Annotated in this window: 25 protein-coding genes; 17 read left to right on the top strand and 8 right to left on the bottom strand. The window is 50.0% G+C overall.

All coding sequences use genetic code 11. The annotated features are described in order from the left end of the window. Positions 1-139: 139 nt before the first annotated feature. Positions 140-1,123 (bottom strand): COX15/CtaA family protein, encoded by a 984-nt coding sequence (locus tag ACN4EK_RS12040; protein WP_431658129.1) that lies wholly within the window; start codon positions 1,121-1,123, stop codon positions 140-142. A 648-nt stretch (positions 1,124-1,771) separates the two neighbouring features. Here ACN4EK_RS12040 and ACN4EK_RS12035 point away from each other — a divergent pair. The 4 genes from ACN4EK_RS12035 to ACN4EK_RS12020 all read left to right on the top strand — a co-directional run bounded on the left by ACN4EK_RS12035 (position 1,772) and on the right by ACN4EK_RS12020 (position 6,332). Beyond that, positions 1,772-2,812: a cytochrome c oxidase subunit II gene (locus tag ACN4EK_RS12035; protein ID WP_431658128.1), complete on the top strand. Its 1,041-nt coding sequence runs from the start codon at positions 1,772-1,774 to the stop codon at positions 2,810-2,812. Beyond that, positions 2,809-4,572 carry a cytochrome c oxidase subunit I gene (ctaD, locus tag ACN4EK_RS12030; RefSeq protein WP_431658127.1) on the top strand — a complete coding sequence of 588 codons (1,764 nt, stop codon included), beginning with the start codon at positions 2,809-2,811 and terminating at the stop codon, positions 4,570-4,572. The genes ACN4EK_RS12035 and ctaD overlap by 4 nt, the downstream gene beginning before the upstream one ends. Positions 4,573-4,653: 81 nt before the next feature. Continuing rightward, positions 4,654-5,274, top strand: coding sequence for a cytochrome c oxidase subunit 3 (locus tag ACN4EK_RS12025; RefSeq protein WP_431658126.1), 621 nt, complete (start codon positions 4,654-4,656; stop codon positions 5,272-5,274). A gap of 188 nt (positions 5,275-5,462) precedes the next feature. Next, positions 5,463-6,332 carry an alpha/beta hydrolase gene (locus tag ACN4EK_RS12020; protein ID WP_431658125.1) on the top strand — a complete coding sequence of 290 codons (870 nt, stop codon included), beginning with the start codon at positions 5,463-5,465 and terminating at the stop codon, positions 6,330-6,332. Positions 6,333-6,343: 11 nt separating this feature from the next. Here the strand turns inward: ACN4EK_RS12020 and tsaB are convergent, their stop codons facing one another. Next, on the bottom strand, positions 6,344-6,973 hold the full coding sequence (gene tsaB / locus ACN4EK_RS12015; protein ID WP_431658124.1) for a tRNA (adenosine(37)-N6)-threonylcarbamoyltransferase complex dimerization subunit type 1 TsaB: 630 nt from the start codon (positions 6,971-6,973) through the stop codon (positions 6,344-6,346). Positions 6,974-7,100: 127 nt separating this feature from the next. On the opposite strand from tsaB, the gene ACN4EK_RS12010 reads away from it, so the two are divergent. Next, a complete protein-coding gene (locus ACN4EK_RS12010) occupies positions 7,101-7,508 on the top strand; it encodes a lysozyme inhibitor LprI family protein (RefSeq protein WP_431658123.1) in 408 nt (135 codons plus the stop codon). A 50-nt stretch (positions 7,509-7,558) separates the two neighbouring features. Here ACN4EK_RS12010 and ACN4EK_RS12005 read toward each other — a convergent pair whose 3' ends face one another. Continuing rightward, positions 7,559-7,996 carry a barstar family protein gene (locus ACN4EK_RS12005; protein WP_431658122.1) on the bottom strand — a complete coding sequence of 146 codons (438 nt, stop codon included), beginning with the start codon at positions 7,994-7,996 and terminating at the stop codon, positions 7,559-7,561. 3 nt (positions 7,997-7,999) lie between these two features. After that, positions 8,000-8,416: a guanyl-specific ribonuclease gene (locus ACN4EK_RS12000; RefSeq protein ID WP_431658121.1), complete on the bottom strand. Its 417-nt coding sequence runs from the start codon at positions 8,414-8,416 to the stop codon at positions 8,000-8,002. 194 nt (positions 8,417-8,610) lie between these two features. On the opposite strand from ACN4EK_RS12000, the gene ACN4EK_RS11995 reads away from it, so the two are divergent. Further along, positions 8,611-8,811 (top strand): heavy metal transport/detoxification protein, encoded by a 201-nt coding sequence (locus ACN4EK_RS11995; protein WP_431658120.1) that lies wholly within the window; start codon positions 8,611-8,613, stop codon positions 8,809-8,811. Here the strand turns inward: ACN4EK_RS11995 and ACN4EK_RS11990 are convergent. Both ACN4EK_RS11990 and ACN4EK_RS11985 read right to left on the bottom strand, forming a co-directional pair. Next, positions 8,808-9,368, bottom strand: coding sequence for a pyridoxamine 5'-phosphate oxidase family protein (locus ACN4EK_RS11990; protein ID WP_431658119.1), 561 nt, complete (start codon positions 9,366-9,368; stop codon positions 8,808-8,810). The genes ACN4EK_RS11995 and ACN4EK_RS11990 overlap by 4 nt on opposite strands. Before the next feature lie 24 nt (positions 9,369-9,392). Next, on the bottom strand, positions 9,393-11,141 hold the full coding sequence (locus tag ACN4EK_RS11985) for a glycosyltransferase family 39 protein (protein WP_431658118.1): 1,749 nt from the start codon (positions 11,139-11,141) through the stop codon (positions 9,393-9,395). A 181-nt stretch (positions 11,142-11,322) separates the two neighbouring features. On the opposite strand from ACN4EK_RS11985, the gene ACN4EK_RS11980 reads away from it, so the two are divergent. The 3 genes from ACN4EK_RS11980 (at position 11,323) to purF (ending at position 16,378) form a co-directional block, all read left to right on the top strand. Continuing rightward, entirely contained in the window at positions 11,323-12,111 is a 789-nt protein-coding gene (locus ACN4EK_RS11980) for a hypothetical protein (protein WP_431658117.1), read from the top strand. Positions 12,112-12,260: 149 nt separating this feature from the next. Beyond that, the gene (purL, locus tag ACN4EK_RS11975; protein WP_431658116.1) at positions 12,261-14,636 is read left to right on the top strand and encodes a phosphoribosylformylglycinamidine synthase subunit PurL; all 2,376 of its coding nucleotides are present in this window, start codon (positions 12,261-12,263) and stop codon (positions 14,634-14,636) included. Between the two features lie 209 nt (positions 14,637-14,845). Then, the gene (gene purF, locus ACN4EK_RS11970) at positions 14,846-16,378 is read left to right on the top strand and encodes an amidophosphoribosyltransferase (protein WP_431658115.1); all 1,533 of its coding nucleotides are present in this window, start codon (positions 14,846-14,848) and stop codon (positions 16,376-16,378) included. Positions 16,379-16,480: 102 nt separating this feature from the next. Here purF and ACN4EK_RS11965 read toward each other — a convergent pair whose 3' ends face one another. Further along, positions 16,481-16,678, bottom strand: coding sequence for a hypothetical protein (locus ACN4EK_RS11965; RefSeq protein WP_431658114.1), 198 nt, complete (start codon positions 16,676-16,678; stop codon positions 16,481-16,483). A gap of 348 nt (positions 16,679-17,026) precedes the next feature. On the opposite strand from ACN4EK_RS11965, the gene glyA reads away from it, so the two are divergent. The 4 genes from glyA (at position 17,027) to ACN4EK_RS11945 (ending at position 20,516) form a co-directional block, all read left to right on the top strand. Further along, positions 17,027-18,310 carry a serine hydroxymethyltransferase gene (gene glyA / locus ACN4EK_RS11960; protein ID WP_431658113.1) on the top strand — a complete coding sequence of 428 codons (1,284 nt, stop codon included), beginning with the start codon at positions 17,027-17,029 and terminating at the stop codon, positions 18,308-18,310. Between the two features lie 251 nt (positions 18,311-18,561). Then, the gene (locus ACN4EK_RS11955) at positions 18,562-19,623 is read left to right on the top strand and encodes a glycosyltransferase family 4 protein (protein ID WP_431658112.1); all 1,062 of its coding nucleotides are present in this window, start codon (positions 18,562-18,564) and stop codon (positions 19,621-19,623) included. 93 nt (positions 19,624-19,716) lie between these two features. Further along, on the top strand, positions 19,717-20,025 hold the full coding sequence (locus ACN4EK_RS11950; RefSeq protein ID WP_431658111.1) for a DUF3181 family protein: 309 nt from the start codon (positions 19,717-19,719) through the stop codon (positions 20,023-20,025). A 41-nt stretch (positions 20,026-20,066) separates the two neighbouring features. After that, complete coding sequence (locus ACN4EK_RS11945; RefSeq protein ID WP_431658110.1) at positions 20,067-20,516, top strand: hypothetical protein; 450 nt, start codon at positions 20,067-20,069, stop codon at positions 20,514-20,516. 68 nt (positions 20,517-20,584) lie between these two features. Here the strand turns inward: ACN4EK_RS11945 and thrC are convergent, their stop codons facing one another. After that, positions 20,585-21,712: a threonine synthase gene (thrC, locus tag ACN4EK_RS11940; protein WP_431658109.1), complete on the bottom strand. Its 1,128-nt coding sequence runs from the start codon at positions 21,710-21,712 to the stop codon at positions 20,585-20,587. Positions 21,713-21,967: 255 nt separating this feature from the next. Between thrC and ACN4EK_RS11935 the strand changes: the two genes are divergently transcribed. From ACN4EK_RS11935 to ACN4EK_RS11920, 4 genes are all read left to right on the top strand, one after another. Continuing rightward, positions 21,968-22,225: a hypothetical protein gene (locus tag ACN4EK_RS11935; protein WP_431658108.1), complete on the top strand. Its 258-nt coding sequence runs from the start codon at positions 21,968-21,970 to the stop codon at positions 22,223-22,225. Between the two features lie 101 nt (positions 22,226-22,326). Beyond that, positions 22,327-23,082 (top strand): low-complexity tail membrane protein, encoded by a 756-nt coding sequence (locus ACN4EK_RS11930; protein ID WP_431658107.1) that lies wholly within the window; start codon positions 22,327-22,329, stop codon positions 23,080-23,082. Positions 23,083-23,091: 9 nt separating this feature from the next. Beyond that, positions 23,092-25,185: a protein kinase domain-containing protein gene (locus ACN4EK_RS11925; protein ID WP_431658106.1), complete on the top strand. Its 2,094-nt coding sequence runs from the start codon at positions 23,092-23,094 to the stop codon at positions 25,183-25,185. Positions 25,186-25,292: 107 nt separating this feature from the next. Then, positions 25,293-26,198 (top strand): serine/threonine protein kinase (locus ACN4EK_RS11920; protein ID WP_431658105.1); only part of this gene is annotated, 906 nt, incomplete at its 3' end.

Genomic DNA, 26,198 nt, shown 5'->3' with positions numbered 1-26,198 from the left:
TCCTCCCAAAAAGACGCACCGCAGAACTGGAGAACCACGATCGCAGGTGCGCCGTTCACATCTATAAAAACCGATCCGGATCGGAGCAAATTCACGAGTGAGCCAGGGTGTGAGGAACAGACCAAAGATTGAACTAAGGTTAGGCAGGCTGGCCATCGGTAGTGTTAGTTAAAGGGGGTGTCGCTGGCGCGGGGGAAGCGATCGCCGAGGGTTCGCTAGATTCCAGTACCCGATCGCGCCAAGCCAGGACAGTGAAGATGACCAGGCTCCCTAGCAACATGGCACCAACCGCCTGGTGAGCCACAGTTAAGGGTTCAACCTGTAACCGTAGTTTAAAGGTGGCTACTCCGAGCAAAATTTGGACACCGACCAGGCTACCCGCGATCGTTGCCCAACGTCGTAAAGTCGGATGGAGGGCGGGAGTGCGCCATGCCCAGACTACTAAGCCAAGGGTTGCCAGAGTGGCAGGAACGACTCCAGCAATATGGCTGTTCATCACCAGGCAAAGTTTGGCTGTGCCGAGACACTGGTGTAGTGCCCATTGGGATGCTACTAACCCCCCTAGCAAGCTTTGAGCGTACACCAGGAGTGCGGCGATCAAACCAATCCAGGGTAACTTGCCGGATGTGCCGACCCCTTGATAGGGCAAGAGGGCGATGCCGATCGTCAGCAGTGTGACGAAAAACAACAAGCCTGTACCCAGGTGAGCGGTGACAATATCAAACCGCAGCAGTTGGGTGACGGTGAGCCCACCGAGAATGCCCTGGAAAACGACCAATCCCAGAGCGAAGGTAGCTGCCCAGGGGAGCCAATGGGGTAAAGTGCGCCGATACCACCAGGAAAGGGTGGTCAGGCCGATCGCAAACAGTCCCATCGACGACGCAATCAATCGATGAAACCATTCCAAAAAGACTTGGAGGTTCATTTGCTGGCGGGGGATCAACTCCCCATAGCAGAGCGGCCAGTCGGGGCAGGCCAGTCCGGCGTTCATCACCCGGGTTGCACTTCCTAATGCCATTAAAAATAAGGTTGCTGCCGCCATTCCCAATACCAGGCGACGAATCCACACCTGCGGACGAGACAATGGCTCAGTAGTGGATGGGTAAGGGGCAAAATCGATCATGTGTAGTAACCTGCTGTACAAAAAATCAATTTTTCTTAACTAATACCCTAGTATTGACTCAAGCCCAATTCAGACGCTCCTTCCTCAATTTAGCGAAACAATCACGGTAGTTAGCTATTACTTTAATGACCCTGTTGCCGAATGCAAGAACCTTTAGGGATTTCTTTGGAATGCGTACCGAACTCTATCTAAAGGGAGAGGCAAGTAGCCATGTTTACATTTTGGGATTTCACTTGACAAAAGTTAAATTAACTCTTGCTATTCTGTCAGAGAAAAAATTTTTAGATGTGACTTGTGACACATTCTGATTCGATTTCAGATGCGCTAACCTATCAGGCAGTAGCCTCTTCAATGCCCTTGAGAAGTTCCGAAGAAAGATTAAGAAAATTACTCGGAGTATGTTGTCTTTTAAACTCCTGTTCTACCGTGTAGCTGGTATACCTGAGTAGACTCCTGGCTGTTCTACCGGATTGAGGTGACTGTGGTGGCATGAAGAACATCGATCGCTTGGCTGTTTATCTATCCTTGTTTCTGGCGTATGGTCGATCAAGGAGTAGGTCAATTTAATCGATGGAAAATTCTTAAGAAATTCTTCAGATTGAAGGAAGTTTTGCAGATATTGGAACACGTTCTAGGCGGAGATAAATTGTGAACATTCCAAGTTCAATTATCACGATGCTGGCAGGGATTGCGTTGACCCTGGTTAGCCTCTGGTATGGTCAGAATCACGGGCTATTACCCGTTCAGGCCTCCGAAGAAGCTCCTCTGGTGGATGGCTTGTTTAACACCATGCTCACCATTGGCACTGGGCTGTTTCTGCTGGTGCAGGGAACACTACTGGTTGCCATTTTTCGCTTTCGCCGCAAACCTGGAGACGATACCGATGGGCCCCCAGTGGAAGGCAATATTCCCCTGGAAATTCTCTGGACTTCCATCCCAGCCGTGATTGTGTTGGGGTTAGCGGTTTACAGCTTTGAGGTCTACAACCTGATGGGGGGGCTGAACCTGGATCCAACGGATCACTCGGTTGCCCACGGTCATCGCATTGAGCAAGTGGCGATGGCTGACATGCAATCTATGCCGGGAGCCGCGATCGCGGCAACCTTACCCGATGGCAGCATTCAATTACCGAAAGCCGGGGTAGGGAAAACGATGGAAAATCCCCAATCCGGTAAATCTGAACTGGTGGTGGATGTTGCCGGATTGCAGTATGCCTGGATTTTCACCTATCCCGATAGTGGTGTGACATCCGGAGAACTGCATGTCCCTGTCGGACAACCTGTTCGTCTCAACATTAAAGCGAATGATGTGCTACATGCCTTCTGGGTGCCGGAATATCGGTTGAAGCAAGATGCGATCCCCAGCCGCGTCAGTGAATTGCACTTCATCCCCAGCAAAGTGGGTGAATATCCCGTGATTTGTGCCGAGTTGTGTGGGCCCTATCACGGGGCGATGAAAACAAAAGTCATTGCTCAAACTCCAGAGGAATTTACGGCTTGGATTGACAGCCAAAAAGTTGCCAGTAGTGCAGGGCTGGAGCAAGCGATCGCGCTCAACATGACTCCGGCTAAAGAGCAGACCCCGGATCAGTTTCTGGCTCCCTATGTCCGCGATCTGGGTGTTTTGCCCCAAACCCTAGAGCCGCTTCATCCTGCCGTTGCCCACTCTCATACGGATAATCGTTTATGACCCAAGCTATCCAAGAGCCAGTTGGTGCTGTTGCCCACCATCCCGACCCGGAGGGCAATAACTGGCGCAAATACTTTACCTTCAACACGGATCATAAGGTGATTGGGATTCAATACCTGGTCACAACGTTTTTGTTTTACTTAATTGGTGGGGCGTTAGCGACGGCGGTGCGAACGGAACTTGCCACCCCAGAAGTCGATTTTGTTAGCCGGGAAGTTTACAACAGTTTATTCACCGTTCATGCCACGGTGATGATCTTTCTGTGGATTGTGCCTGCCGGAACCGGAGCCTTTGCCAACTTTCTGATTCCCCTGCTGATTGGGGCAAAGGATATGGCATTTCCCCGGTTAAATGCTCTGGCATTCTGGATGATTGTGCCGGGGGGCATTTTGCTGCTAGCGAGTTTCTTTGTCGGGGCTCCGGCGGCAGGTTGGACATCCTATCCCCCGTTGAGTTTGGTGGTCAATAAAGCTGGGGAAGCCATCTGGATTCTCAGTGTCCTGATCCTGGGAACCTCCTCAATTATGGGGGCGGTTAACTTCCTGACCACTATTCTGCTAATGCGCGTTCCCGGCATGACCTTGAACCGGATGCCGTTGTTCTGCTGGGCGATGTTGGCGACTTCAGCATTGGTGCTGTTATCGACTCCAGTGTTAGCCGGAGCCTTGATTCTGCTGGCATTTGATTTGATCGTGGGCACATCATTCTTCAATCCCACGGGGGGCGGTGATCCGATCGTCTACCAGCACATGTTCTGGTTTTACTCGCACCCGGCTGTTTACATCATGATCCTGCCGATTTTTGGCTTGATCTCGGAAATTCTGCCCGTTCATGCCCGTAAGCCGATTTTTGGCTATAAGGCGATCGCATATTCCAGTTTGGCGATTAGCTTTCTAGGGTTGATTGTCTGGGCGCACCACATGTTTACCAGTGGCACTCCTCCCTGGCTGCGGATGTTTTTCATGATTAACACCATGATCATTGCCGTACCGACCGGAATTAAGGTATTTAGCTGGTTAGCCACCATTTGGGGCGGCAAGCTGCGGCTGAATAGTGCCATGCTGTTCGCCATGGGCTTTATTTCCATGTTTGTGATCGGCGGGATTAGTGGGGTGATGGTTGCCTCAGTACCGTTTGATATTCACGTTCATGACACCTATTTTGTCGTGGCGCACCTGCATTACGTCTTGTTCGGTGGCAGTGTGTTTGGCATCTATGCCGGGATCTATCACTGGTTCCCGAAGATGACCGGACGGATGATGAATGAAACGCTGGGGAAAATTCACTTTGCCCTGACGCTGATTGGCTTCAACCTGGCATTTATGCCCATGCATAAGTTGGGTCTGGAAGGGATGAATCGGCGGGTGGCGGAATATGATCCCCAGTTCACGACATTGAATTTGGTTTGCACGATCGGAACCTATATCCTGGCAGTTTCAACCTTGCCGTTTATTGTGAATGCGGCTTGGAGTTGGATTTCGGGTCCGAAAGCCCCCAATAATCCCTGGAATGCCTTGACCTTTGAATGGACGATCAGTTCGCCACCTCCTACCGAAAACTTTGAAGTGGAGCCTGTACTAACCGTGGGTCCCTATGATTACGGGTTTGAGCATGGAGCGAAATCGGTGGATGTGCCACTGTCGGATGAACGTGATCCCGTATTAGCGGCGGGACCGAACTCTGCGCTTCGGGCGGATCCCGATCCGGCGGTGGCGGCTTACCCAGAGGATCGAGAGGATAACGCTGACGATCGCGGCTAACCTTAGCCATCTGCCAAGTGTTCGGATGACCTCGAATGCTTGGCTTTGACCAATGTTGCGACTGATGGATTTTGGAGGCTCATGCAAGGTTCTACGATCGATTCCAGCCAAACTGTTTTGAATTACCATGCGGAAGGTGCGGCTGACCATCATGCCGACCATCCGGATCACCGCATTTTTGGCATCATTGTCTTCCTGATTGCAGAAGGCATGATTTTTCTAGGGCTGTTCATGGCGTATCTAACCTTCCGCTTAGTTAGTCCCGAGTGGCCCCCTGAAGGCACACCGGAACTGGAATTACTGCTACCGGGAATCAATACCATCATTCTGATTTCTAGTAGTTTTGTCATCCACAATGCGGATACAGCGATCAAACAAAATGATGTGAAGGGACTGCGGAAATGGTTCATCATTACGGCGGTCATGGGAGCTATCTTCCTGGCAGGACAGCTTTATGAATACTTCCATCTGGAGTTTGGGCTAACCACGAATCTGTTTGCCAGTACGTTTTATGTGCTGACCGGATTCCACGGCTTACACGTTTGTTTTGGTCTGCTACTAATTCTGGCGGTACTATGGCGATCGATGAAGCCGAATCATTACTCGAATACCAATCATTTTGGCGTGGAAGCTGCCGAAATTTACTGGCACTTTGTTGATGTCATCTGGATTATTTTGTTTTTCCTACTCTATATTTTGTAGGACAACAAATTCTAATTGGATAAAACTTGATTGGGCAGGGCGATCGTCCTGCCCAATTTTTTGAGCGATTTTTGCGGTATGGCTGATTTTCTAGCTGTAGTATTGCACGTTGCTTAGTTCAGGTAAGAATTGTGATTCGTAGGTTAAACAGAAACTTGAAATCATGGAAGCGATTTCTGATTGTGGTAATGCTGCTTTTAATCGCCTACTTATCCACCTGTTTATTATTATTTTTGCGGCAACGTTATTTGATCTACCGTCCTAACTCACAACTGGCAATGCTACCGAGTGCCCCAGCCTTCAATCTGCCTTATCAGGAGGTTTGGATTCCGATCGCTGACTCTCAGGTGCGTCTCCATGCTTGGTGGATTCCTGCTCCCTCTCGTCAGGAAAAGTTTGCGCTTTTGCCAAATGAACCGATGAATATTCTCACTGCTCCCAAAACCATGTTGTATTTGTGTGGAGTGGGGCGAAATATGGGAGATTACAACTATTTGGCTAGAGTGTCAGCATTTCGGCAACTGGGCTTTTCAGTGCTGGTGTTTGACTATCGCAGCTATGGTCTAAGCCAGGGATCATTTCCTAATGAATTACAGGTTTATGAAGATAGTCAAGCGGCCTGGAATTATTTACGCCATACCCGTCGAATTCCATCTGAGCAAATTGTGATTTATGGAGAATCATTAGGCGGAGCGATCGCCTTAGATTTAGCGATCAAGCATCCGGATGCGGGTGGGTTAATTATGCAAAGCTCATTTACATCAATGGCTGAGGTCATTAAACATCGAACGGTATTGCAGCTTTTCCCGATCGATCTGCTACTGACTGAAAAATTTAATTCCCTCGCTAAAATTCGATCACTGCGGATTCCTGTGTTGTTTTTACATGGTCAGGCTGATTCTGTTGTACCTTCTGATATGAGTCAACAGTTGTATAATGCTGCTTCTGAACCGAAGCAACTATTGTTGATTCCGGATGCTGATCATGTGAGGATTTATCAGCCTGGAAACTACTCGTATTTGAAAGCAATTCATCAGTTTATTCAGTCAATTCAGTAGATTTGAACAAATCATTTATCTACCGGATGTTGTCCGTAAAAGGGGAGAGCTTCTGACCAGTCAGGTCGTTTTCCTTGTTGCCACTCGGCAAAGGCAAGGGTTAAAACGCTAGCCACTGAATCACCTAAACCACCCGATATTTGCGTTAAATGATAAGGTTCTGACCAGTTAGCTAACGTTTGTTGCCAGTCTGCCAAACTCATTACGGTGTCCGGCAACAGTGGAGCTAACTGCGATCGCTCTTTTGCATCTACCTGATAGATTGCTCCGTAAACTTCACCGCGTTGAGCAGGCATTTCTACCGCGATCTGAAGCACATCAGGATGGCGAATTGCCGTGGTATGAGCGATCGCAGCCAGGGTAGAAATGGCAAATAAGGGAATATCCAATTGTTGGGCAAGGGTGCGAGCTGTAACGACACCAATCCGAGTTCCTGTGAAGCCACCGGGACCTTGAGCAACAGCAATAAAGGCTAAATCCTGCCAGGTTTGAGGGGATAGAAAATCGGCTAAATATTGATGCAACAAATTTGAGGTATCTCGTCCTAATGCCCACGATCGACAACGAGAATCTGTCTCGAAATTGCTAATGGCTAATCCTAAATCGGGACTGGCGGTGTGAATAGCTAAACCGTAATCCAAGCGATCGCTCCCCTACTGACCGAAATTGCATGAAATGACACTGAAGCTAATCAATGAGCCGTTGATTGCTCGGTACTATTGAGTAGTCAAACATTGTTCATTATCAGCTAATTATTATTCTCTCATCATGCCAAACAAACGCCCCACAATTGCTTTAACAGTCGGTACGATCGCTGTATTACTCGGTAGCGTGAGTTTGTTGCCCACTCATGCCCAATCGCCGAAGCCGAATTGCCAAAATCCCCAAACTCAGGTGGAGATGAATTATTGTGCTGCCGAGCAAGCGAAAGCCTCTGATCGTAAGTTAAATCAGGTTTATCAAAGAGTACGGGCAAGCTATAAAGGTACGGCTATGGAAGAGCAATTAGTTGATGCCCAACTTGCCTGGATTAAATTCCGAGATACCAATTGCCAGTTTGCCAGAAATCGCTTTCAAGGTGGTTCAATGGCTCCCCTAGTTTACAGCACTTGCGTCGATCGCATGACTCAAGATCGGACTCAAGAGTTAGAACAATTCATGCGTCGGGGTGGTTAAGCAGGACTGAATTAAATGCTTTGATTAGGGCGATCGCTCCAACGATCGTCCTAAATTTTAGCTATGTTACCAAAGCTAGGACTACTGGTTTTCAACAGAATATACATGGGTACATTGGCATCCTGCCAATACTCGATCGCGGCTTGAAAAATCTCCAGTGCGGTTGCCCATTCGCCTGGATCTGCCTGAGCAAATCGTTCTGGATAGTCATATAACACAACATATCCTTGAGCCGGTAGCCAATCTAGATCAGTCAGGCTATCTTCAAACGCATCCCAATTTAACCCAAAGTATGGCGGAAATTCCATAGCTTGAGCGCAAGCTTTGAGAAACTCTAATTTATTGGTAATGGTTTGACCGTCTAGAGAAACTAACTGGAAATCTTGCTGCTGACACCACTTAAATAACTCTTCAAATATCACTTCTGTACTCAATTGATAGATTCCAGCCTGGGATTGATTCGTCAGGATCGCAATTAATGGCTCCATCGTTTATTTCACTCTTACAAAACTGCGATAGTGGTCTTTGGTATAGTAAAATTCGCCCTTTTGCCCTGTGACAATCCGGCGGGCACCGCGATCGGGTGAACCAGGAGTAGGCACAGTATATTCCCGATAATATCCGCTAGGAGCCGCCGGTAATTTGCCCTCCCGATTGCCGAATACTGTACCGTCTTTGCGATAAGGAAACGGGCCTCCTTGTTTAATTAACTGGATGGTTTTACGAGCTTCTGGTGGTAGTTGACTAACTGAAACCGTGGGGATTTGAGTAGGCGATCGAGCGATGATTTCAAAAGTGGGTGTCTTACTAATTGGACTCGCTAATGTATGAACATTAGTTGCCAAAACTAGCCCCAAACAGGTTAATCCAACCAGGAATAACCCTAACGCCTTTTTGAGCGATTCCATACAAACTATCTAGATCAACTGAAATATGGCTTCAGTGTATCTATCTCGGTTTTGTCAATCGATCGTTAGATAGAAATTGATGCCAAACTTTACGAACATTTAAGTTGCTAGCAGGATCTACCTTCAGTACCATGCCAAATTGCTACAGCATCTCAACAATAGATGTAGCTGTAATTTGTAGCAATAAAAAATATATGGCACTGAAACTGAAAGTTTCCACCTTAAATAGTCCTGAAGCGGCTCAAGAACTGAAAGAAACGATTCTGACTTCTGAACCTGATGCCAAAATTGACATTGATACAGAAGCTCAGACCGTAACGGTTGAAGCTAAAGCCTCGGAAGAAACATTTAAGCAATTAATTGTGGCAGCCGGACACCAAATCGTTGGTAACTAATCTTGCCGGTGCTTGCCTAAGGGAGTGGGTAAGCCGTCCACACTCACGGAATTTTTGAGTTGGCGATATTCCTTGAGCCCCTGTTCTCCTTTTTTGTCTGCCCAAGTGACCAAATGTTGTCGTTGGGCTTGATGCTCAAACAGGGGGACTCCCAAACCACAGGATGTTTGTACTCGTGAGATATCCGCCACAATAATTTGCCTTGCTCCAGGAATCGGCACAAATTTGGCATAAAGATCATGCCAGTCTGGGGTATCTGGCAACACAACTCGACCCTGACCATACAACCGCAGGATGCAAGGCGGTTCCTGGAAGGCGCAAAACATGAAGGTAATGCGTCCATTTTCCTGGAGATGGGCCGAGGTTTCGTTGCCACTCCCCGTTAAGTCTAAATAAGCCACTTGATAGGGCGATAAAATTCGGAAACTATCCAATCCTTTGGGGGACATATTGACATGCCCCGATCGGCTCAAAGGAGCAGTTGCCACAAAAAAGATCGGTTGAATCGCAATAAACTGTTGCAGTTCTTCCGTAATGCGATCGAAGAGTTTTGCCATAGGATTTGGTACTTAAGAGAAGCGTCATTGACAGAGGTAATGCCGATCGCGGTAGCCCGTATTCTGTTCTTGGCGATCGGCTTTTTGGCAATTTAATCCGCTCAAATCTAATTTTTTGGGCAGATTAATCGTCCACAAATTGAGTGGTTTGGGTAAGGAGTTGATCCCTTGGGCAAGGGATGATAAAAGGATTTGAGGATCATCCTGTTCTGGCAAAATCAGAAATTTAGGTGTTGTGGTTCGCTCGTCAGGTAATTGCTGCATTTCATACCCGATCGCGATCGCGCTACGAATTTCTGCATGGGTTTCATAGTCAACGGCGATCAAAATGGAACCTGTTGGCTCGGATTCAATTTCTGCGGCTAAAACATCGGTCTGTCTAGACTTTTTAAAACTTAAATCTGAGACGACGGTGATACTACTAATTAAGCCCATGCATAGCACCCAAATGATTACTTGCCGTCCCTGAAGTTGAGGTAAGCGAGGGAACCGCTCGTTTGAGCCAGAGGGTTTAATGGCAAAGGCAGGTGTGGGCTGCCAACTTAGCGCTAAAGCGGCAGCAATGACTAACAAAAAGGCAGGAAAGTAAACGAAATGATAGCGAGGAGCTACACTGACATCCGATCCGTGGCCATAAATAATGGCAAGAAATAGAACCAGGACGAGGGTAACAAAGCCACCCAGTACCAAAAGGATGGGTTGATAGTCTGCGATCGCCCATTGAGCTTGAATTCCGCGTACCATGGGTGGAACAAGCCAGTATAGGGTTAGCAAAATCAGCAACACCATCGGCACAATCACCGGCCAGGATTGGTGTTCTATCGGCAAAATCACTATCATAGTGACCAGCCAAGCCAGCAATCGCCCGATCGGCTCTAGCCATTCCGCAACCTCCAGATCGGTCTGAATCCACTGGGTTAATTCGCTATCGGACACTCCCCGGAGGGCAGGCAACCAGACTAAGGTGGCGATCGTACTGCCGATCACGGCAAGCCATACCCTACTCCAGTTTGCTCCCGCCAATGCCTGAGTTGTTGCTGGTAACCATCTCTGTCGTGCCAAGAACCACACTCCCACCAATGCTAAGCCTTCGGCGATTAAAACTAGCAAAAAGAAATAGTGAGTTGCCATCCCCAGCCCATTGACTCCAATCCAACCACAGACAATCGGCAATGGTAAGGGCGATCGCTGACATAACTGGTGGACGGCGATCACCAGGCAACTGAGGGAGGCAATAATCCACAGAACTGCCAAAGTATAGTGGCGAGCTTCCTGGGCCAGATAGACCCCATAGGGTGAAACTGCCATGAGAGCAGCGGCTAACTGAGCAACTAAACGCGAACGAAACGCCAACCAACTCAATCCAAACAAGGCTGGAATTGCCAGCACCCCAAATAGCGCACTCAGCGATCGCCCTGCTGCTAGGGACACGACCTGCCCACCGGGCGACCAGAGCTGAAGCCAGAAATGGGTGAGCCAGAAGTATAGCGGGGGATGGGTACTTTCCTGCATCAACTCCCGGATGGTATCTTGAGCCGTCAACGCTGAATCGACCCACAACGGTTGTAAGAGGGTGTTCAGGTCGATTACCTGCCCAACTGGCATGTGCAGAAAACCATGTCCCAAACTAAATCCCAGAGTGGCAATTTCGATCGTCGAAGGTGGTTTATCGGTCAAATTGGTGAAACGCAACCAACTACCAAGCCCGATCCAGCCGAACAGGAGCCAGAGATGGGGGGAACTAAACCCACGTTTAACAAAATCAAGTGACATCACCGAAACCAGAGGCAAGCGATTAGCGAACGTTGGGGCGATGATGTAGAGGAGTATAATGGATAACTCTTTAGAGGTAGTCCTGATTACGTCACCTGTGCAGATGCATCCCCCAGCAAAAGTATGACAGGAAGTGCCAGGGTTTTACCTGACTGCAATACCTACGGCAACAGCAGTGATTATGCAGAAAACAGTCGTTCGGCAGGTGGAATTGTCCGTTTACACGCCAGTTAAACGGGTGATGCGGATATTGATCACGATCGTGTTGTGCCTGATTGTGGCAGGTATCCTCAGTTCTACATTCAGAATTCTTCAGTATCCGTTTCCAGCCTCAAAATGGTTTCACAAAATGTTTGACCTGGATAGCGAATATAATATTCCAGCCTGGTATGCCAGTTTTTCGTTACTGTTTTGTGCTGGTTTATTAGCCGTAGTTACAGCCATTAAAAAGGGCGATCGCTATCACTCGTATTGGAAAGTTCTAGCATTTATTTTTCTATTTCTTGGCTTGGATGAGGTTTTTAGTTTTCATGAAGCCTTAATTATTCCGTCGCTGCGAAAATCTCTTCAATTAAATTCTTTTTTCTATCATACCTGGGTGATTCCAGCGATCGTCTTAGTAGGATTTTTTCTGTTCAAATACTGGAAGTTTGTCCTGCATCTACCTCAACGCACTCGTAACTTAATGATATTTGCTGGCGGGATCTATATTACCGGAGCATTAGGCATAGAAATGGTAAGTGGAGCAGTGCGGGAAGCTTATGGTCGCTGGAATGTGCTAACTCAAGCTGTGATTATTTCGGAAGAGACTTTGGAAAAAGTTGGCATCTTAATCTTTATCTATGCACTATTAACCTATTTGGTGAAGTTAACGGATCGATTAACTATCAATTTCCAGTTGGTTCCAGAGATGGCTAAACCGCGTGAGCCAGTTCTCCTCGACGAAAATGCCCCAGACTGGCCGCAATAGAATGGGTAGATCTAACCAACTTCCGGTCAAGGTCATGATCCACACCTGGGAAACTCTCCTTTCTGAAGGTAATTTTGTCTAGACTTTTCTGACCAAAAAGCGAAAAAACCCCGATACAATAGAGCCTGTTCTGTTGGGGATCTGGTCTTATGTCGGCTCTTGCGTCTGCTCCTTTTTCGGCTGAAGAAATTGCTTCGGAAGGCATTAAACCAGAGGAATACGAAGAGATTGTGCGGCGGTTGGGTCGTCACCCGAATAAAGCAGAACTGGGCATGTTTGGGGTAATGTGGTCAGAACACTGCTGCTATAAGAATTCCCGCCCGTTGCTGAAGCAGTTTCCCACGGAAGGTTCTCGCATCCTGGTGGGACCTGGTGAAAATGCTGGTGTCGTTGATTTAGGCGATGGGTTCCGCTTAGCGTTCAAAATTGAGTCCCATAACCATCCTTCGGCGGTGGAGCCGTTTCAAGGTGCAGCTACGGGGGTGGGGGGGATTCTGCGAGATATTTTTACGATGGGGGCTCGCCCGATCGCCATTCTCAATTCTCTCCGCTTCGGTTCGTTGGAAGATGCTCGCACTCGGCAATTATTTAGTGGCGTGGTGGCTGGGATTTCCCACTACGGCAACTGTGTGGGTGTACCGACTGTTGGGGGTGAAGTTTACTTTGATCCGGCGTACTCTGGCAATCCTTTAGTCAATGCCATGGCATTAGGCTTGATGGAAACTCCGGAGATTGTCAAATCGGGGGCTAAAGGGATTGGTAATCCGGTGTTATACGTCGGCTCGACTACGGGACGGGACGGCATGGGAGGAGCCAGTTTCGCCAGTGCGGAATTAAGTGATGCCTCGATCGACGATCGGCCCGCCGTTCAAGTTGGTGATCCATTTCTGGAAAAATCTCTGATTGAAGCCTGTCTAGAAGCTTTTAAAACTGGAGCAGTGGTGGCGGCACAGGATATGGGGGCGGCGGGGATTACCTGTTCGACCTCGGAAATGGCGGCGAAAGGTGGGGTCGGCATTGAACTGGATTTAGACAAAATTCCGGTGCGGGAGACGGGTATGGTTCCCTACGAGTACCTGCTGTCGGAGTCCCAGGAACGCATGTTGTTTGTGGCGCACCAAGGACGGGAGCAAGAATTAATCGATGTCTTTGAACGTTGGGGCCTCCATGCCGTCGTGGCGGGCAGCGTGATCGAACAACCGATCGTCCGGATTCTGTTTCAAGGTGAAGTCGCCGCAGAAATTCCCGCTACTGCTTTAGCCGATAACACGCCGATTTACCATCGAGAATTACTGACCGAACCGCCGGAGTACGCCCGTCAAGCCTGGGCATGGTCAGTCGATCGCCTACCCGAGTCAACTCCCCAAGGCATTGAACTACAGGGAACTCAGTCCACTTGGAATGATTTACTCCTAAAACTATTAGCCACGCCAACGATCGCCTCAAAACGGTGGGTCTATCGCCAATACGATCATCAAGTGCAGAACAATACCGTGATGTTGCCGGGAGGGGCAGATGCCGCGATCGTGCGAGTTCGTTCTGTTGCTGAGTGGGAGCATCCAGGGCAGTCAGCGACTGGACAGCAACCTGCCTTGACTACCTCGAAAGGCGTTGCCGCCACGGTAGATTGCAATGCTCGCTATGTCTATCTCAATCCCTATGAAGGGGCGAAGGCGACCGTAGCAGAAGCGGCTCGTAACCTCAGTTGTGTCGGGGCAGACCCCCTGGCGGTCACGGATAACTTGAACTTTGGTAGTCCCGAAAAGCCGATCGGCTACTGGCAGTTAGCAGAAGCCTGCCGGGGGCTATCCGAAGCCTGTCGAGAATTCAACACGCCGGTCACAGGAGGCAATGTCTCTCTTTACAACGAAACCCTGGATGCGAAGGGTGTGCCCCAACCGATCTATCCGACCCCTGTTGTGGGCATGGTCGGTTTGGTTGATGATTTAACGCAAATCTGTGGTCAGGGTTGGCAAGCTGCTGGTGACTTAATTTATTTATTGGGAGTAAAGTCGGATGCTGAATTGACTCCTCTGGTCACGTTGGGGGGTTCTGAGTATTTGGCGACAGTGCATGGATTGGTGGCAGGTCAACCGCCGGTAGTAGATTTTGCCTTGGAACGGCAGGTACAGGCAGCCTGTCGGGAAGGGATTCGGCAGGGTTGGGTGCGATCGGCGCACGATGTCGCAGAAGGGGGATTGGCGGTGGCGCTGGCGGAGGCCTGCATCAGTGGCAATTTAGGTGCCGATATCGTGCTATCTGCGAATGACTCGTTACGATGGGATTATCTCCTATTTGCCGAAGGGGGAGCGCGAATTTTAGTCTCTGTCCCGCGATCGCAGCAAGCTGTTTGGGAATCCTACTTAAACGAGCAGTTGCCAACCTTCTGGCAAGCCTTAGGCTCGGTCAGTTCACAACCTGATTTGCATCTTGCAACTACTGATCACATTGCCTTAATTAACCTCAGCCTGGTTGATTTGGGCGATCGCTGGCAGACGGCGATCGAGCGGTATTTCGCTTCTTAACCTGTTCTTTCCCGTGACTGTTGAGAGAATTCTGCCCCCCATTTGACATCTCTACCGCTCCCCTACCGCTTTTCAGCATCTGTGCCTGTTAGGATATAAGCGTCAGTAGTTAATGAGAAAATTAAAGTAACTTTAAGTTTTTTAACTTTTCGCTTGTTTCCTAGCCACTTACTCGGCTGACCCATCTAGCATCCGGAGCCAGTTCACGCATGATCTCCAGCCAGTCCTTTTCTGATTCTGCATCCTCTGCTGACAACTTAAGTGTCACCCTTAACAATCACGAAGCTTCTGATAAACCTGAGGAAGCCTGTGGTGTGTTTGGGGTGTATGCACCCGGCGAGGATGTGGCGAAACTGACCTACTTTGGATTGTTTGCTCTGCAACATCGGGGGCAAGAATCTGCCGGAATCGCTGCCCTTAGTCGGAATCACGTCCATCTCTATAAAGAAATGGGGCTAGTGTCTCAAGTCTTTGATGAAGAGATTTTGGATACCTTAAAGGGGGATCTGGCGATCGGGCATACCCGCTACTCCACGACGGGTTCCAGTCGAGTGGTGAATGCTCAACCGGCTGTAGTGGAAACTCAGTTAGGGCCGTTGGCATTGGCGCACAATGGCAATTTGGTGAATACTGGCATTCTGCGGGAGGAAATGCTGCGGAGTAACCATAATCTGTTGACCACGACGGACTCAGAACTGATTGCTCTGGCGATCGCGGAAGAAGTGAATCATGGCAAAAACTGGCTGGAGGCGGCGATCGCAGCGTTTGGGCGTTGTCAGGGAGCATTTAGTCTGGCGATCGGGACTCCCGAAGGCATGATGGGAACTCGCGATCCGAACGGCATTCGTCCTCTGGTGCTTGGGACTTTGCCGCAGCATCAACCGACTGATCCCATTCGCTATGTGCTGGCATCGGAAACCTGTGGCTTAGATATTATCGGTGCCGATTACCTGCGGGATGTGGAGCCGGGGGAAGTGGTGTGGATTACGGATGCAGGGCTATCGTCGTTCCATTGGGTGACTCAACCGAAACCCAAGCTCTGCATTTTTGAAATGATCTACTTTGCCCGTCCTGATAGCGTGATGCACAATGAAACCCTCTACAGCTATCGAATGCGGATTGGGCGGCAATTGGCAGTAGAGTCTCCGGTTGACGCGGATATTGTGATTGCTGTACCAGACTCGGGCGTTCCAGCCGCGATCGGCTTCTCGCAAGTCTCCGGCATTCCCTATGCGGAAGGGTTGATCAAGAACCGCTATGTCGGACGGACGTTTATTCAACCGACCCAAACGATGCGGGAATCGGGGATCAAAATGAAGTTGAATCCCTTGAAGGATGTGTTGCAGGGGAAGCGAGTCGTGATTGTGGATGATTCGATCGTCCGGGGTACCACAAGCGGCAAGATTGTTAAAGCATTGCGGGATGCTGGAGCTACCGAAGTTCACATGCGAATTTCCTCGCCTCCGGTGACGCATCCTTGCTTCTATGGCATTGATACGGATAATCAAAATCAACTGATTGCAGCAACCAAGTCGATCGCGGATATCGCGGCACATATTGGAGTGGATTCCCTGAGCTACTTGAGCTGGGAGGGAATGTTAGAAGCTACTCAGGATGATACCGAAAATTTCTGTTCCGCTTGCTTTACGGGAGATTATCCCGTTCCCGTCCCCGAATTGCTGAAACGCTCTAAGCTGATGTTTGAAAAGTCCCAACGACTGGAAAACGCTGCTCCTGTCTAAACCTGATTCATCGTTAATCATCGCCACCAACAGGGGCAAGCAGCTAAACTCGCCTCTGTTGGTTTTTATCTGGTCTGGATACTTTAAACCTTCTAAATAGAATTATTCAATATTGGCGATGCGGAAGCCCATTTCACATTCATACTGATCAGGCTGCTGTTCTGCCAATTTCCGTACAGCATGACCACAGCGCAAGCGTCCGCCTGACCAACGAGGTTGACCCGCTTGATCAGCCAGTAGGCAGCTTTGACAAACCATGCTGGGAGGAATAAGTTGATTCTCCATCAAAATAACCAGCATTCAACACCTCCGATGAACGCTTTTTGATTACCTTAAATTCATTCTAGTCGCGAGTTTTATCCCATCGGGGATCATCACACACAGCTTAATACAACGCTTACAAAGTAGTCGTATCGGTCATATCCATTCAATAAAGATTAATGACTTGCCTCTTTAGCGAATTGTTTGCCCATATTGCTGTGGCCATGGCATCATCGGGCGAACATAAAAAACTCTGGGAAATTGTGATCAAAGTAGTCTGGTCGAGCAAGAATCGCAGTATGATCATAGGTTCGGGAACAATGCACAAACCATGCTTGCCGCCCAATTTGACTTCAGTTTGACGATTTTTGCTGCGAGGATTGCCTTGTGACTCAGACTAACTTAGATTTCCTGGCTCAAACTGATCCCACGATCGCCGGGTTTATCCAACAAGAACTACAACGCCAACGGGATCACCTGGAATTGATTGCCAGCGAAAACTTCACCTCGGCGGCAGTGCTGGCGGCACAAGGCTCTGTGTTAACTAATAAATATGCTGAGGGGCTACCGGGTAAGCGCTACTACGGCGGTTGTGAGTTTGTCGATCAGGTCGAGCAACTGGCGATTGATCGCGTCAAGCAACTCTTCGGTGCCGCCCATGCGAATGTGCAACCTCACTCTGGGGCACAGGCTAACTTTGCGGTATTTCTAGCCCTGCTGAAGCCGGGTGACACCTTTATGGGCATGGATCTGTCCCACGGGGGGCACTTAACCCACGGTTCGCCAGTGAATGTCTCTGGTCTGTGGTTTAACAAGCAGCACTATGGCGTAAATCCAGACACCGAATGTTTGGACTTTGATCTAATTCGGGATCTGGCACTGCAACACCGTCCGAAGCTAATTATTTGCGGGTATTCGGCATACTCCCGCACGATCGAATTTGACAAGTTCCGGGCGATCGCGGATGAAGTGGGTGCTTACTTAATGGCAGACATTGCCCACATCGCTGGCTTGGTTGCCACCGGACACCACCCAAATCCGATCCCCTATTGTGATGTGGTGACGACGACCACTCACAAGACGCTGCGGGGGCCGCGCGGTGGGTTGATTATGACCCGTGACCCTGAACTCGGCAAGAAGTTTGATAAAGCGGTGTTCCCAGGGAGCCAGGGTGGTCCATTGGAACATGTGATCGCGGCAAAAGCCGTTGCCTTTGGCGAAGCTCTGAAGCCGGAATTTAAGGCATATTCCGGTCAGGTGATTGAGAATGCCAAGGCGATGGCAGCCCAACTGCAACAACGGGGTTGCAAGATCGTTTCTAATGGGACGGATAACCATTTGATGCTGGTCGATCTACGATCGGTGGGCATGACGGGTAAACAAGCTGACCAGTTGATGAGTTCGGTCAATATTACGGCGAATAAGAATACAGTGCCGTTCGATCCGGAATCACCCTTTGTCACCAGTGGCTTACGTCTCGGTTCGCCTGCCATGACTACCCGGGGCATGGGTACAACCGAATTCACGGAAATTGCTAATATTATTGCCGATCGCTTACTGCATCCCGAAGATGAAGCGATCGCCACAGATTGCCGCAATCGGGTTGCCGCTCTGTGCCAGGGGTTTCCCCTATATCCCCACCTGACGATTCCGGTTCCAGCCCTGCTCTAATCGGAATTTATTATTAAATCATCCTGAAAGGATAGGTGTCGCCAATACCCGAGATGGCATGATCTTGGGTCGAGATGCCTATCCTGCTTTGGCGTTGCGGGAACTCTGGCTTTGTCGGATCCCATCATTTCGATCGCGGTTCAACCTTGATCGCATCTAAAAAATAAATTTCATTCACAATTCTTTGCTGACTATTATCTGAAGTGTAGTACACTGCTGCCTGACGCTTGTCCTCAACCCTACCGTTTCAGATGAGTCAACACTGGTATCACCTGATTGCATTTTTGGTTTCTGCCGCCGTCGTGCTGTGGAGTACGCCCATTGTCAAAAAGCTGGGTCTGAAAAGTGGACGATTTGATAAACCGGGCGGACGGAAGATCCATAAACGACCGATGGTGCGGTTGGGCGGGGTATCCATTTTCCTCGGTACGCTGATTGCCCTCTTAATGGTTTGGTGGTTAGGAGGATTTGGCATCCTGCCTCCCAATAAAGAGTATGAGGTCTGGGGCGTGACGATCGGGGGCATTGCCTTTTTCCTGATTGGGCTAGCGGATGACCTGTATGGGTTGTCACCGCTGTCTCGACTGATCGCTCAGGTAATTGTGGCGACGTTGGCTTGGGGGGTTGGGGTACAGATTGACTTCCTCACCATTCCAGGGTTGGGCTTAGTGCAGTTAGCCGATTGGATTAGTTTGCCCATTACCGTGATCTGGCTGGTGGGGATGGCAAATGCGATTAACTGGATTGATGGGCTGGATGGCCTGGCGGCGGGAGTGTGTGGAATTTCTGCCGTCGTCATGTTGTTTGTCAGCCTGTTTATGAAACAACCGGCGGCTGCCTTGATTGCGGCGGCGCTGGCAGGTGGTTCCCTCAGCTTCCTACGCTATAACTTCAATCCTGCCCAAATTTTTATGGGGGATGGTGGTGCTTATTTTATGGGCTTTACCCTGGCAGGAATTGGGGTAATCGGGTTAGTTAAAGGGGTGACTACAGTAGCGGTGACGATCGCCGTTGTCCTGCCCTATGTGATTCTCGCCGTTCCCATTTTGGATATGTCGGCGGTGATTCTCGATCGCCTGCGACGTGGGCAATCCCCGTTTGTTGCCGATAAACGTCATCTACACCATCGGTTACTGGAAGCGGGACTCTCCCATCGGTTAGCGGTGTTATTCATCTATTCCTTGACGCTTTGGGCAGGTACAGTGGCACTGGCTGTCTCTGGGATGCCGAGTGGTTTAGGCTACGCGATCGCGGCGACGGCTCTGCTCAGTTTTACCAGTTGGCAAGTTTGGAAAACCGCCCGACAATCCTAAAACAGTCGGAAGATGGACGGAGAACTGGTTGGGGTCTGTTAGGCTCAAGCATAGGATGACTCGTCTATAGGACTGTGTTCAAGGAGGGCAATGATGGCAAGATCTAGCACGACTGAAACGATCGAAGCGTTAGCCGCAGAAATTGGCGAAGCGGTTTACATCGATGTCGCGAAATGGCATCTTTACCTGTCCAATGCTCATCTGCATACTGTGTTAGCTGAGCGGCTGTATCCCATGTTGTCCTCACAGTCCCTGTCTGAGGCGGAAGTGACTAAAGTATTGCAAGAGATTCCCGTCAAGTTAGGGGGTGGCAAGCGAGAAGTGCCGTTAGCGGATCTGCTGCCGATGCAATGTCAGGTGAACCTGATGGATCTGCTAGAGGAATTTCAGCGTAATCTGTAAGGGATAAATTAACCTACATCCCTTCACGATGGAGTGTGTTCATGAGCCAGGATGTTGCCCAGTGGCTAGCGGAAATTCAAGCACTGAGGCAAGAGATTGCTGAGATTAAACAGGAGCGGGAAGAAGCCTATGCTAGTGCGGCAAACTGGCGGCAGCGCTATGAAACGGAGGCGCAGCAACGGCGGGTGGAAGCCAACCTGGCTCGGCAGACGATCGACTCATTGAAGCAAGAACTGCGCCAACTTCAGGAAAAAGCGTTGTCTGAACTGGATAGTGCGATCGATGTCTCTGGACTTCAGGCAGAAGTGAGCCACTGGCAAACGGTTCCAGAGTTACAGGCGGAGTTAGTCAAAGCGCTGGCAGAATGCGATCGCCTAACTAAAGCCTTGCAACAGGAACAGACGGCGCATATCCAAACCCGGAAAAGTTTAACCACGGCGCTAGGAGACGCGATCGCTCAATTTACCAAAGAACAACGCGATCGGGATTAACGACCTGCTTGCCAAGCCTATCAGGGATGAGGAATCGGCTAGTGATGTCCTATCCCCCAATTGACGTTTTAGAAACCCATTGCCTTGGCGACCGACGCTACATCGGGTTCAATCCCTTGCTTTAAGGGATTTTCGCAATGCTTGATCGCTGTATCGGGATCTTTTAGTCCATTGCCTGTCAGCACACAGACGACATTGGCTCCCGTCGGGACTTGATCTTTCACTTTCAATAGACCAGCGACAGAAGCCGCACTGGCAGGCTCACAGAACACGCCTTCATGGGAAGCCAGTAAGCGGTAAGCCGCTAGAATTTCTTCATCTGTGACCGCAGCGAAACTGCCCTGGCTAGCATCTCGGGCCGCGATCGCCCGTTCCCAGTTGGCAGGATTCCCGATGCGGATAGCCGTGGCGATCGTTTCTGGATGTTGCACGACCTGTCCAGAAATCAACGGAGCCGCTCCTGCCGCCTGGAAGCCCATCATCCGAGGTAATTTGGTGCAGCGGTGTTCCTGGTGGTATTGGTTAAAGCCCATCCAATAGGCGGTGATATTACCAGCGTTACCCACCGGAATGCAGAGCCAATCGGGAGCATCCCCCAGCACATCGACAATTTCAAAGGCAGCCGTCTTCTGTCCTTCTAAGCGATAAGGATTAACGGAGTTAACCAGCGTGACGGGATATTGGTTGGAAATTTCGCGGACGGCGGCTAAAGCCTGGTCAAAGTTGCCTCGAATGGCTAACACTTCAGCGCCATAAACCAAAGCTTGGGCTAGTTTACCTAGAGCAACGTAACCATCAGGAATTAACACAAAGGCTCTCATACCGCCCCGACGGGCATAGGCTGCTGCCGCCGCCGAAGTATTGCCGGTACTGGCACAGATCACCGCTGTAGCTCCAGCTTCCTTGGCTTTGGAGATCGCCATCGTCATGCCCCGGTCTTTGAAGCTACCCGTGGGATTTAAGCCGTCGTACTTGACCCAAACCTTAACCTGTCTGCCAATCTGCTCGGCGATCGCGGGCACAGGGATCAGGGGCGTATTGCCCTCCAACAGCGTCACGACGGGAGTTTGATCGGTTACAGGCAAATACTGCCGATAGGTCTCAATCAGCCCTTGCCAACCGCGTGTTGCTGGCTGGGGTGCCGGTTGAGCATCGGTAAACTGATTTGGGGAACTAGCAGACAGACTTACAGTCACAGGAAATGTACCATCACAAAGGGCAGATCTTAGTGTACCCTGATTCCCTAATGATCCTCCCTCCCCCTCTGTATCTACCCCCCTCGCTGGGCATAAAACTCACCTGTTTGCGCCACGTAGCTTGATGTTCTGACGCAATTCAGGATAACCAGGGAGGAATTAGCCAGTTAGAAAACCTTTACATATTGATTCTTTCCCGTAGAATCTTTTGTAAAGATCAAGTTAATATAACCCCTGTGGTGTAAGTGAGTAAAAATGACTAGTCAAACCTTGACAACGGATCGTTCGGCAAATTCCAGTACCGCTGTCCTCGATCGCCCCATCGCTACAACGGGCAAAGCGGTTCAGGCTGATCGCCAGTCGCGGGTACTGGAAGCGATGAAGGCGCAATATCGAATTGATCAACAGGTGAAGTTTCTCCATCTTCAAGCGGAAGCGGATACCCTGTTCCAGCAGTTGCAGGTGATGAAGCAGCAGCGACAAGCTTCTGGATTTGGTGATACCGCCAATTAGTGAATAGAGAGGATAGGGACGACCAGGGGAATCAGGTGTCTCTATCCTGCGGCTAAATTTGGTTAACAGGAATGCCAGTTTCTTAACCTCGATCGAGGTAAGTGACGCTCTATACTGAGCATGGGTTTCGTCGGGTAATTGAAGCGATGCGTTCCTTTTGGTCTGACCCTTATTTGTGGATTCATCTGGCAGGTTTAGCCACGGTACCAATCTGGATTGAGTTGTGCTGGCTGGGGCTGGCGATCGGGGATCCGGTGTTACCTCCGTGGTTAGAACTGTTGCTAATTGGGGTGATTGGCGTTGCCCCAATTTTCTGGATGCAGTGGCAACGTCCGTTTTCCATCTTCAGTTTGCTGATCCTTGCTGTTAAACCGGATGCTCTGACGGAAGATCAACGACGGTTACTCACTTTATTTAAATCGCCTCGGACTCGCATCTTCTCGGTATTAGTTGCCTTTGGTCTACTGACTCTATTGCGGCAACTTTATTACACGGCTCCAATCGCCGCGACTGCTGTTCCAGCCTTTTTGCCAGAGTCGCGTTGGGTCGGATTAGCGATGGCCGCGATCGGCTTTTTCGGGGCAAATTTGTTTGTCCAGGTTCCGGCTAGTGTTGTGGGGGTACTGTTGACCAGTAATGCCGCATTTTTGGCAACCCCTCCCTGTCCAGTGGAACAAGTACGGCAAGGGTTTACCAGTGTTGGCTTACGGTTGAAGAAGATTCCGCTAGTGCCTGTTCCGGCCCCAGTGAGTGTGGCGACGGCAAGTGTGGGTGATTCGACTCCCAATTCCGTGACAACTAGCCCAGAGTTGACTACAACAGAGGTGGTTGCCGAAGAATCATCAGAACTAGAATAACGCTGTTTCATGAATCCCCTTTATTGCAGCCAGGGACATGCCAATGCGATCGATAGTCGGTTTTGTCGCCTGTGTGGTGAAGTGTTAAATTCCGGTGGTGCGGTCAATCAGGCGGCGATCGGGGGAGAAATTCTCGGCTGGCGCTATCACGTTATGCAGGAGTTGGGGCATGGCGGTTTTGGTCGCACCTATTTAGCTGCCGATACCCATCGGTTTAATGAACTCTGTGTCTTGAAGGAATTTGCACCGCAGATGCAGGGCAGTCAGGCATTGGAGAAGGCACAGGAGTTATTTAGCCGCGAAGCTGGAATTTTGTATCAACTTCAGCATCCTCAGATTCCGCGCTTCCGGGAGTTATTCCGGGCAGAGATCCAGGGGCAGGGCAAACTGTTTCTGGTGCAGGATTATGTGGCGGGGCAGACCTATCAAGCGCTCTTGCAAACCCGCTTACAGCAGGGGCAGGCTTTTACTGAAGCAGAAGTCACACAACTGCTGTTGCAGATTTTGCCCGTATTGAACTACATCCATAGTCTTGGAGTCGTTCACCGCGATATTTCTCCCGATAACCTGATGCAGCGGGATGCCGATGGGTTGCCAATATTGATTGACTTTGGTGGCGTGAAGCAGGTGGCGGCGGAAGTCATGTCCGTCATGTATCAACCGATCGCTCCAATTGCCACACGCTTAGGCAAAATTGGTTATGCTCCGGCTGAGCAGATGGAGGATGGAGAAGTATTTCCCCATAGTGATTTGTATGCTCTGGCAGTCACCGTTTTAGTGTTGTTAACGGGACAGCAACCCCTAGAACTATTGCAGGGCGATCGCCGCCGCTGGCAACGGCAAGTCAGTCTCAGTCCAGCCTTAGTTGGTGTGTTGGATCAGATGCTTGCTCCCTATCCAGAACGACGATTTCAGTCGGCTCAAGCGGTGTTACAGGCTTTATCAGGGCAGACCGCCGCTAGAGGGAATGGGCAATATACTCAACCCCCAGTGACGCACCAGCCATCAGTGCCTGATCCCGACCCGGATATAGCTGTCACGCATCATTATCGAGCGACCGAGCCGATCACACCTGATCCACCGTCTCCGCGTCGTTCCTCAGGGTGGTTAACGCCACTGATTCTCTTGCTGATGGCTGGAGCTACCGTTGGTGGCATCTGGTATGGTGCCCGAGATTTCTTACCGTTACCGAATCAGCCAACGACCCCACCCACTACTCCCCCGATCGACAATGGAGCAACCGACCCAGAGTTTTCCCAGGCGGAACAACAGCGGAAACAGGAAATTAACCAACGCCGATCGCAACTGGGAATTGATAATGGCTTTTTCTCTAAGTTAGTGAATCAAACCTTTTATCAGCGTCATCCCGAATTAGCAGGGCGGCAGTTGGGGACGGATTCAGAGGACGAGGATCTCCGGGCAGACTGGGACAAGATTGCGCTGCAATATCTGGATCAGTTAAAAACCTTGAGTCCAGAGGCGCGATCGCGGTTAGGACAATACACGACCGCCGATGTCAGCCAGCGCCAGACCGCTGTGAATCAACTGAACCTTAGCAGTCGGGCGTTAAATGACCTCACCGATGCCCGATTTTTCTACTTATTTCCCGACCCACCCCGGACGCAGAATCTGCTACAGCAACCGATCGGGCAAGTTTGGCAGGCGATCGCTGTCGATCAACTGAAGGCATTACAGTCTGGTAGTACGTTAGAGCGGATTCAGTTTCAGTCCGGTAATTTCAGTCATCAGGTGACGGGGCGCTTACAACCAGGTGCGGGTAAGGCATACACCGCTAAATTTAGTCAGGATCAAGTGCTGCGGTTACGATTACAGGCTGCCGAGCAATCCATCCGATTGTCCCTGTATCCACCGACGAGTCAATCGCCCCCCCTTTTAGATCACTCTCAAGAAACCGAGTGGTCGGGCAAACTGGCGGCTTCGGGGTTATATGAAATTGTGGTGGTTTCTGAGGCAACCCAACCGATAGATTATGCGATCGATTTAGCGGCAGCGGATGATGTCACCACTCCTAATTCCGAGCCAGCCCCACCTGCCAATCCCTCCCCGACGGCTACCGATGAGCCAGTCCCGCCAGCGAACTAAAATCGCGATCGATTTGGGATGACAGTGTTACAGTAAAAATAGTACATAAGTTCTGATTAACCGCTACTAATGACCGAGCAAGGCATTGAGCAGCGGCAACTTTGTCTATGCCACCCATGCTAACCCCCCTGGAGCCTGGAACTCTATTACAGAACCGCTATCGAGTTATGGCAATAGCGGCACAGGGGCGCTGGGGACAGACTTATCTGGCACAGGATCACCAGCGCTACAACGAACTGTGTGTCCTGAAGGAGCTAATTCCTGCTGATTCAGCCACGACCTCCCTGGAATTTCTCAAACAGTGGATTCAGGATGAAATCGCCATTCTCTACGACTTGTACCATCCTCAACTAGCGCGATTCCGAGGCGTAATTATTCACGATCGCCAACTTTACTTAGTCCGGCAATATATCCAGGGTAAAAGTTGTGGGTTGCTGCTAGAGGAACGCCGCCAGCAATCCCAATGCTTTTCTCAGATGGAAGTGATGGCGCTCCTGAGTCAAATTTTGCCTGTGCTTGCCTATCTACACTGTTCAGGAGTCATTCATCAGAATCTCAGCCTTGATAGCATTATTCTGCGCCATGCCGACCAGTTACCCGTCTTAATTAACGTTGGCTTAAATCCAGCTCTGCTTGCCCAATTGCAACTCCATCTGGACGATCCAGATTCTCCCTGCCCACCGAATTACTATGCTCCGCCTCACCTAAAGCCATCTACTCCAAGCAATCCCCAATGGGATCTATATGCCTTAGCCGTGGTGGCGATCGCCCTCCTGACAGGACAGGAACCCGAACACCTGTTTGATCCCAAAACGCAAGGCTGGCACTGGCAAGATCAGGCGATCGTCCATCCTGCCTTTGCTCAACTCCTACAAACCCTATTGCAACCTGATCGTCGTAAACAATTGCTGACAGCTAAACAAGTCCAGCGATCGCTCAACTCCCTACTTGATCTCACCCTCCACTTCCCCCTCTCCCCCACCCCATCCTCACCCTGTCTCTTATACACATCT

Origin of the sequence: Pantanalinema rosaneae CENA516 (genome assembly GCF_050753385.1) — a bacterium.
GTDB lineage: Bacteria > Cyanobacteriota > Cyanobacteriia > Leptolyngbyales > Leptolyngbyaceae > Pantanalinema > Pantanalinema rosaneae.
This window is presented reverse-complemented; position numbering and strand designations above follow the sequence as displayed.

What these genes read in the sequence shown, in the direction of transcription:
- ACN4EK_RS11950 (WP_431658111.1), top strand. Translation starts at nt 19,717, where the DNA reads ATGGCAAGATCTAGCACGACTGAAACGATCGAAGCGTTAGCCGCAGAA.
- ACN4EK_RS12005 (WP_431658122.1), bottom strand. Translation starts at nt 7,996, where the DNA reads ATGGAGCCATTAATTGCGATCCTGACGAATCAATCCCAGGCTGGAATC.
- ACN4EK_RS12025 (WP_431658126.1), top strand. Translation starts at nt 4,654, where the DNA reads ATGCAAGGTTCTACGATCGATTCCAGCCAAACTGTTTTGAATTACCAT.
- purF (WP_431658115.1), top strand. Translation starts at nt 14,846, where the DNA reads ATGATCTCCAGCCAGTCCTTTTCTGATTCTGCATCCTCTGCTGACAAC.
- ACN4EK_RS11990 (WP_431658119.1), bottom strand. Translation starts at nt 9,368, where the DNA reads ATGGCAAAACTCTTCGATCGCATTACGGAAGAACTGCAACAGTTTATT.
- ACN4EK_RS11945 (WP_431658110.1), top strand. Translation starts at nt 20,067, where the DNA reads ATGAGCCAGGATGTTGCCCAGTGGCTAGCGGAAATTCAAGCACTGAGG.
- ACN4EK_RS12000 (WP_431658121.1), bottom strand. Translation starts at nt 8,416, where the DNA reads ATGGAATCGCTCAAAAAGGCGTTAGGGTTATTCCTGGTTGGATTAACC.
- ACN4EK_RS11980 (WP_431658117.1), top strand. Translation starts at nt 11,323, where the DNA reads ATGCAGAAAACAGTCGTTCGGCAGGTGGAATTGTCCGTTTACACGCCA.
- ACN4EK_RS12040 (WP_431658129.1), bottom strand. Translation starts at nt 1,123, where the DNA reads ATGATCGATTTTGCCCCTTACCCATCCACTACTGAGCCATTGTCTCGT.
- ACN4EK_RS11995 (WP_431658120.1), top strand. Translation starts at nt 8,611, where the DNA reads ATGGCACTGAAACTGAAAGTTTCCACCTTAAATAGTCCTGAAGCGGCT.
- ACN4EK_RS11935 (WP_431658108.1), top strand. Translation starts at nt 21,968, where the DNA reads ATGACTAGTCAAACCTTGACAACGGATCGTTCGGCAAATTCCAGTACC.
- ACN4EK_RS11925 (WP_431658106.1), top strand. Translation starts at nt 23,092, where the DNA reads ATGAATCCCCTTTATTGCAGCCAGGGACATGCCAATGCGATCGATAGT.
- ACN4EK_RS11965 (WP_431658114.1), bottom strand. Translation starts at nt 16,678, where the DNA reads ATGCTGGTTATTTTGATGGAGAATCAACTTATTCCTCCCAGCATGGTT.
- ACN4EK_RS12010 (WP_431658123.1), top strand. Translation starts at nt 7,101, where the DNA reads ATGCCAAACAAACGCCCCACAATTGCTTTAACAGTCGGTACGATCGCT.
- purL (WP_431658116.1), top strand. Translation starts at nt 12,261, where the DNA reads ATGTCGGCTCTTGCGTCTGCTCCTTTTTCGGCTGAAGAAATTGCTTCG.
- ACN4EK_RS11985 (WP_431658118.1), bottom strand. Translation starts at nt 11,141, where the DNA reads ATGTCACTTGATTTTGTTAAACGTGGGTTTAGTTCCCCCCATCTCTGG.
- ACN4EK_RS12020 (WP_431658125.1), top strand. Translation starts at nt 5,463, where the DNA reads ATGCTGCTTTTAATCGCCTACTTATCCACCTGTTTATTATTATTTTTG.
- ACN4EK_RS11955 (WP_431658112.1), top strand. Translation starts at nt 18,562, where the DNA reads ATGAGTCAACACTGGTATCACCTGATTGCATTTTTGGTTTCTGCCGCC.
- ctaD (WP_431658127.1), top strand. Translation starts at nt 2,809, where the DNA reads ATGACCCAAGCTATCCAAGAGCCAGTTGGTGCTGTTGCCCACCATCCC.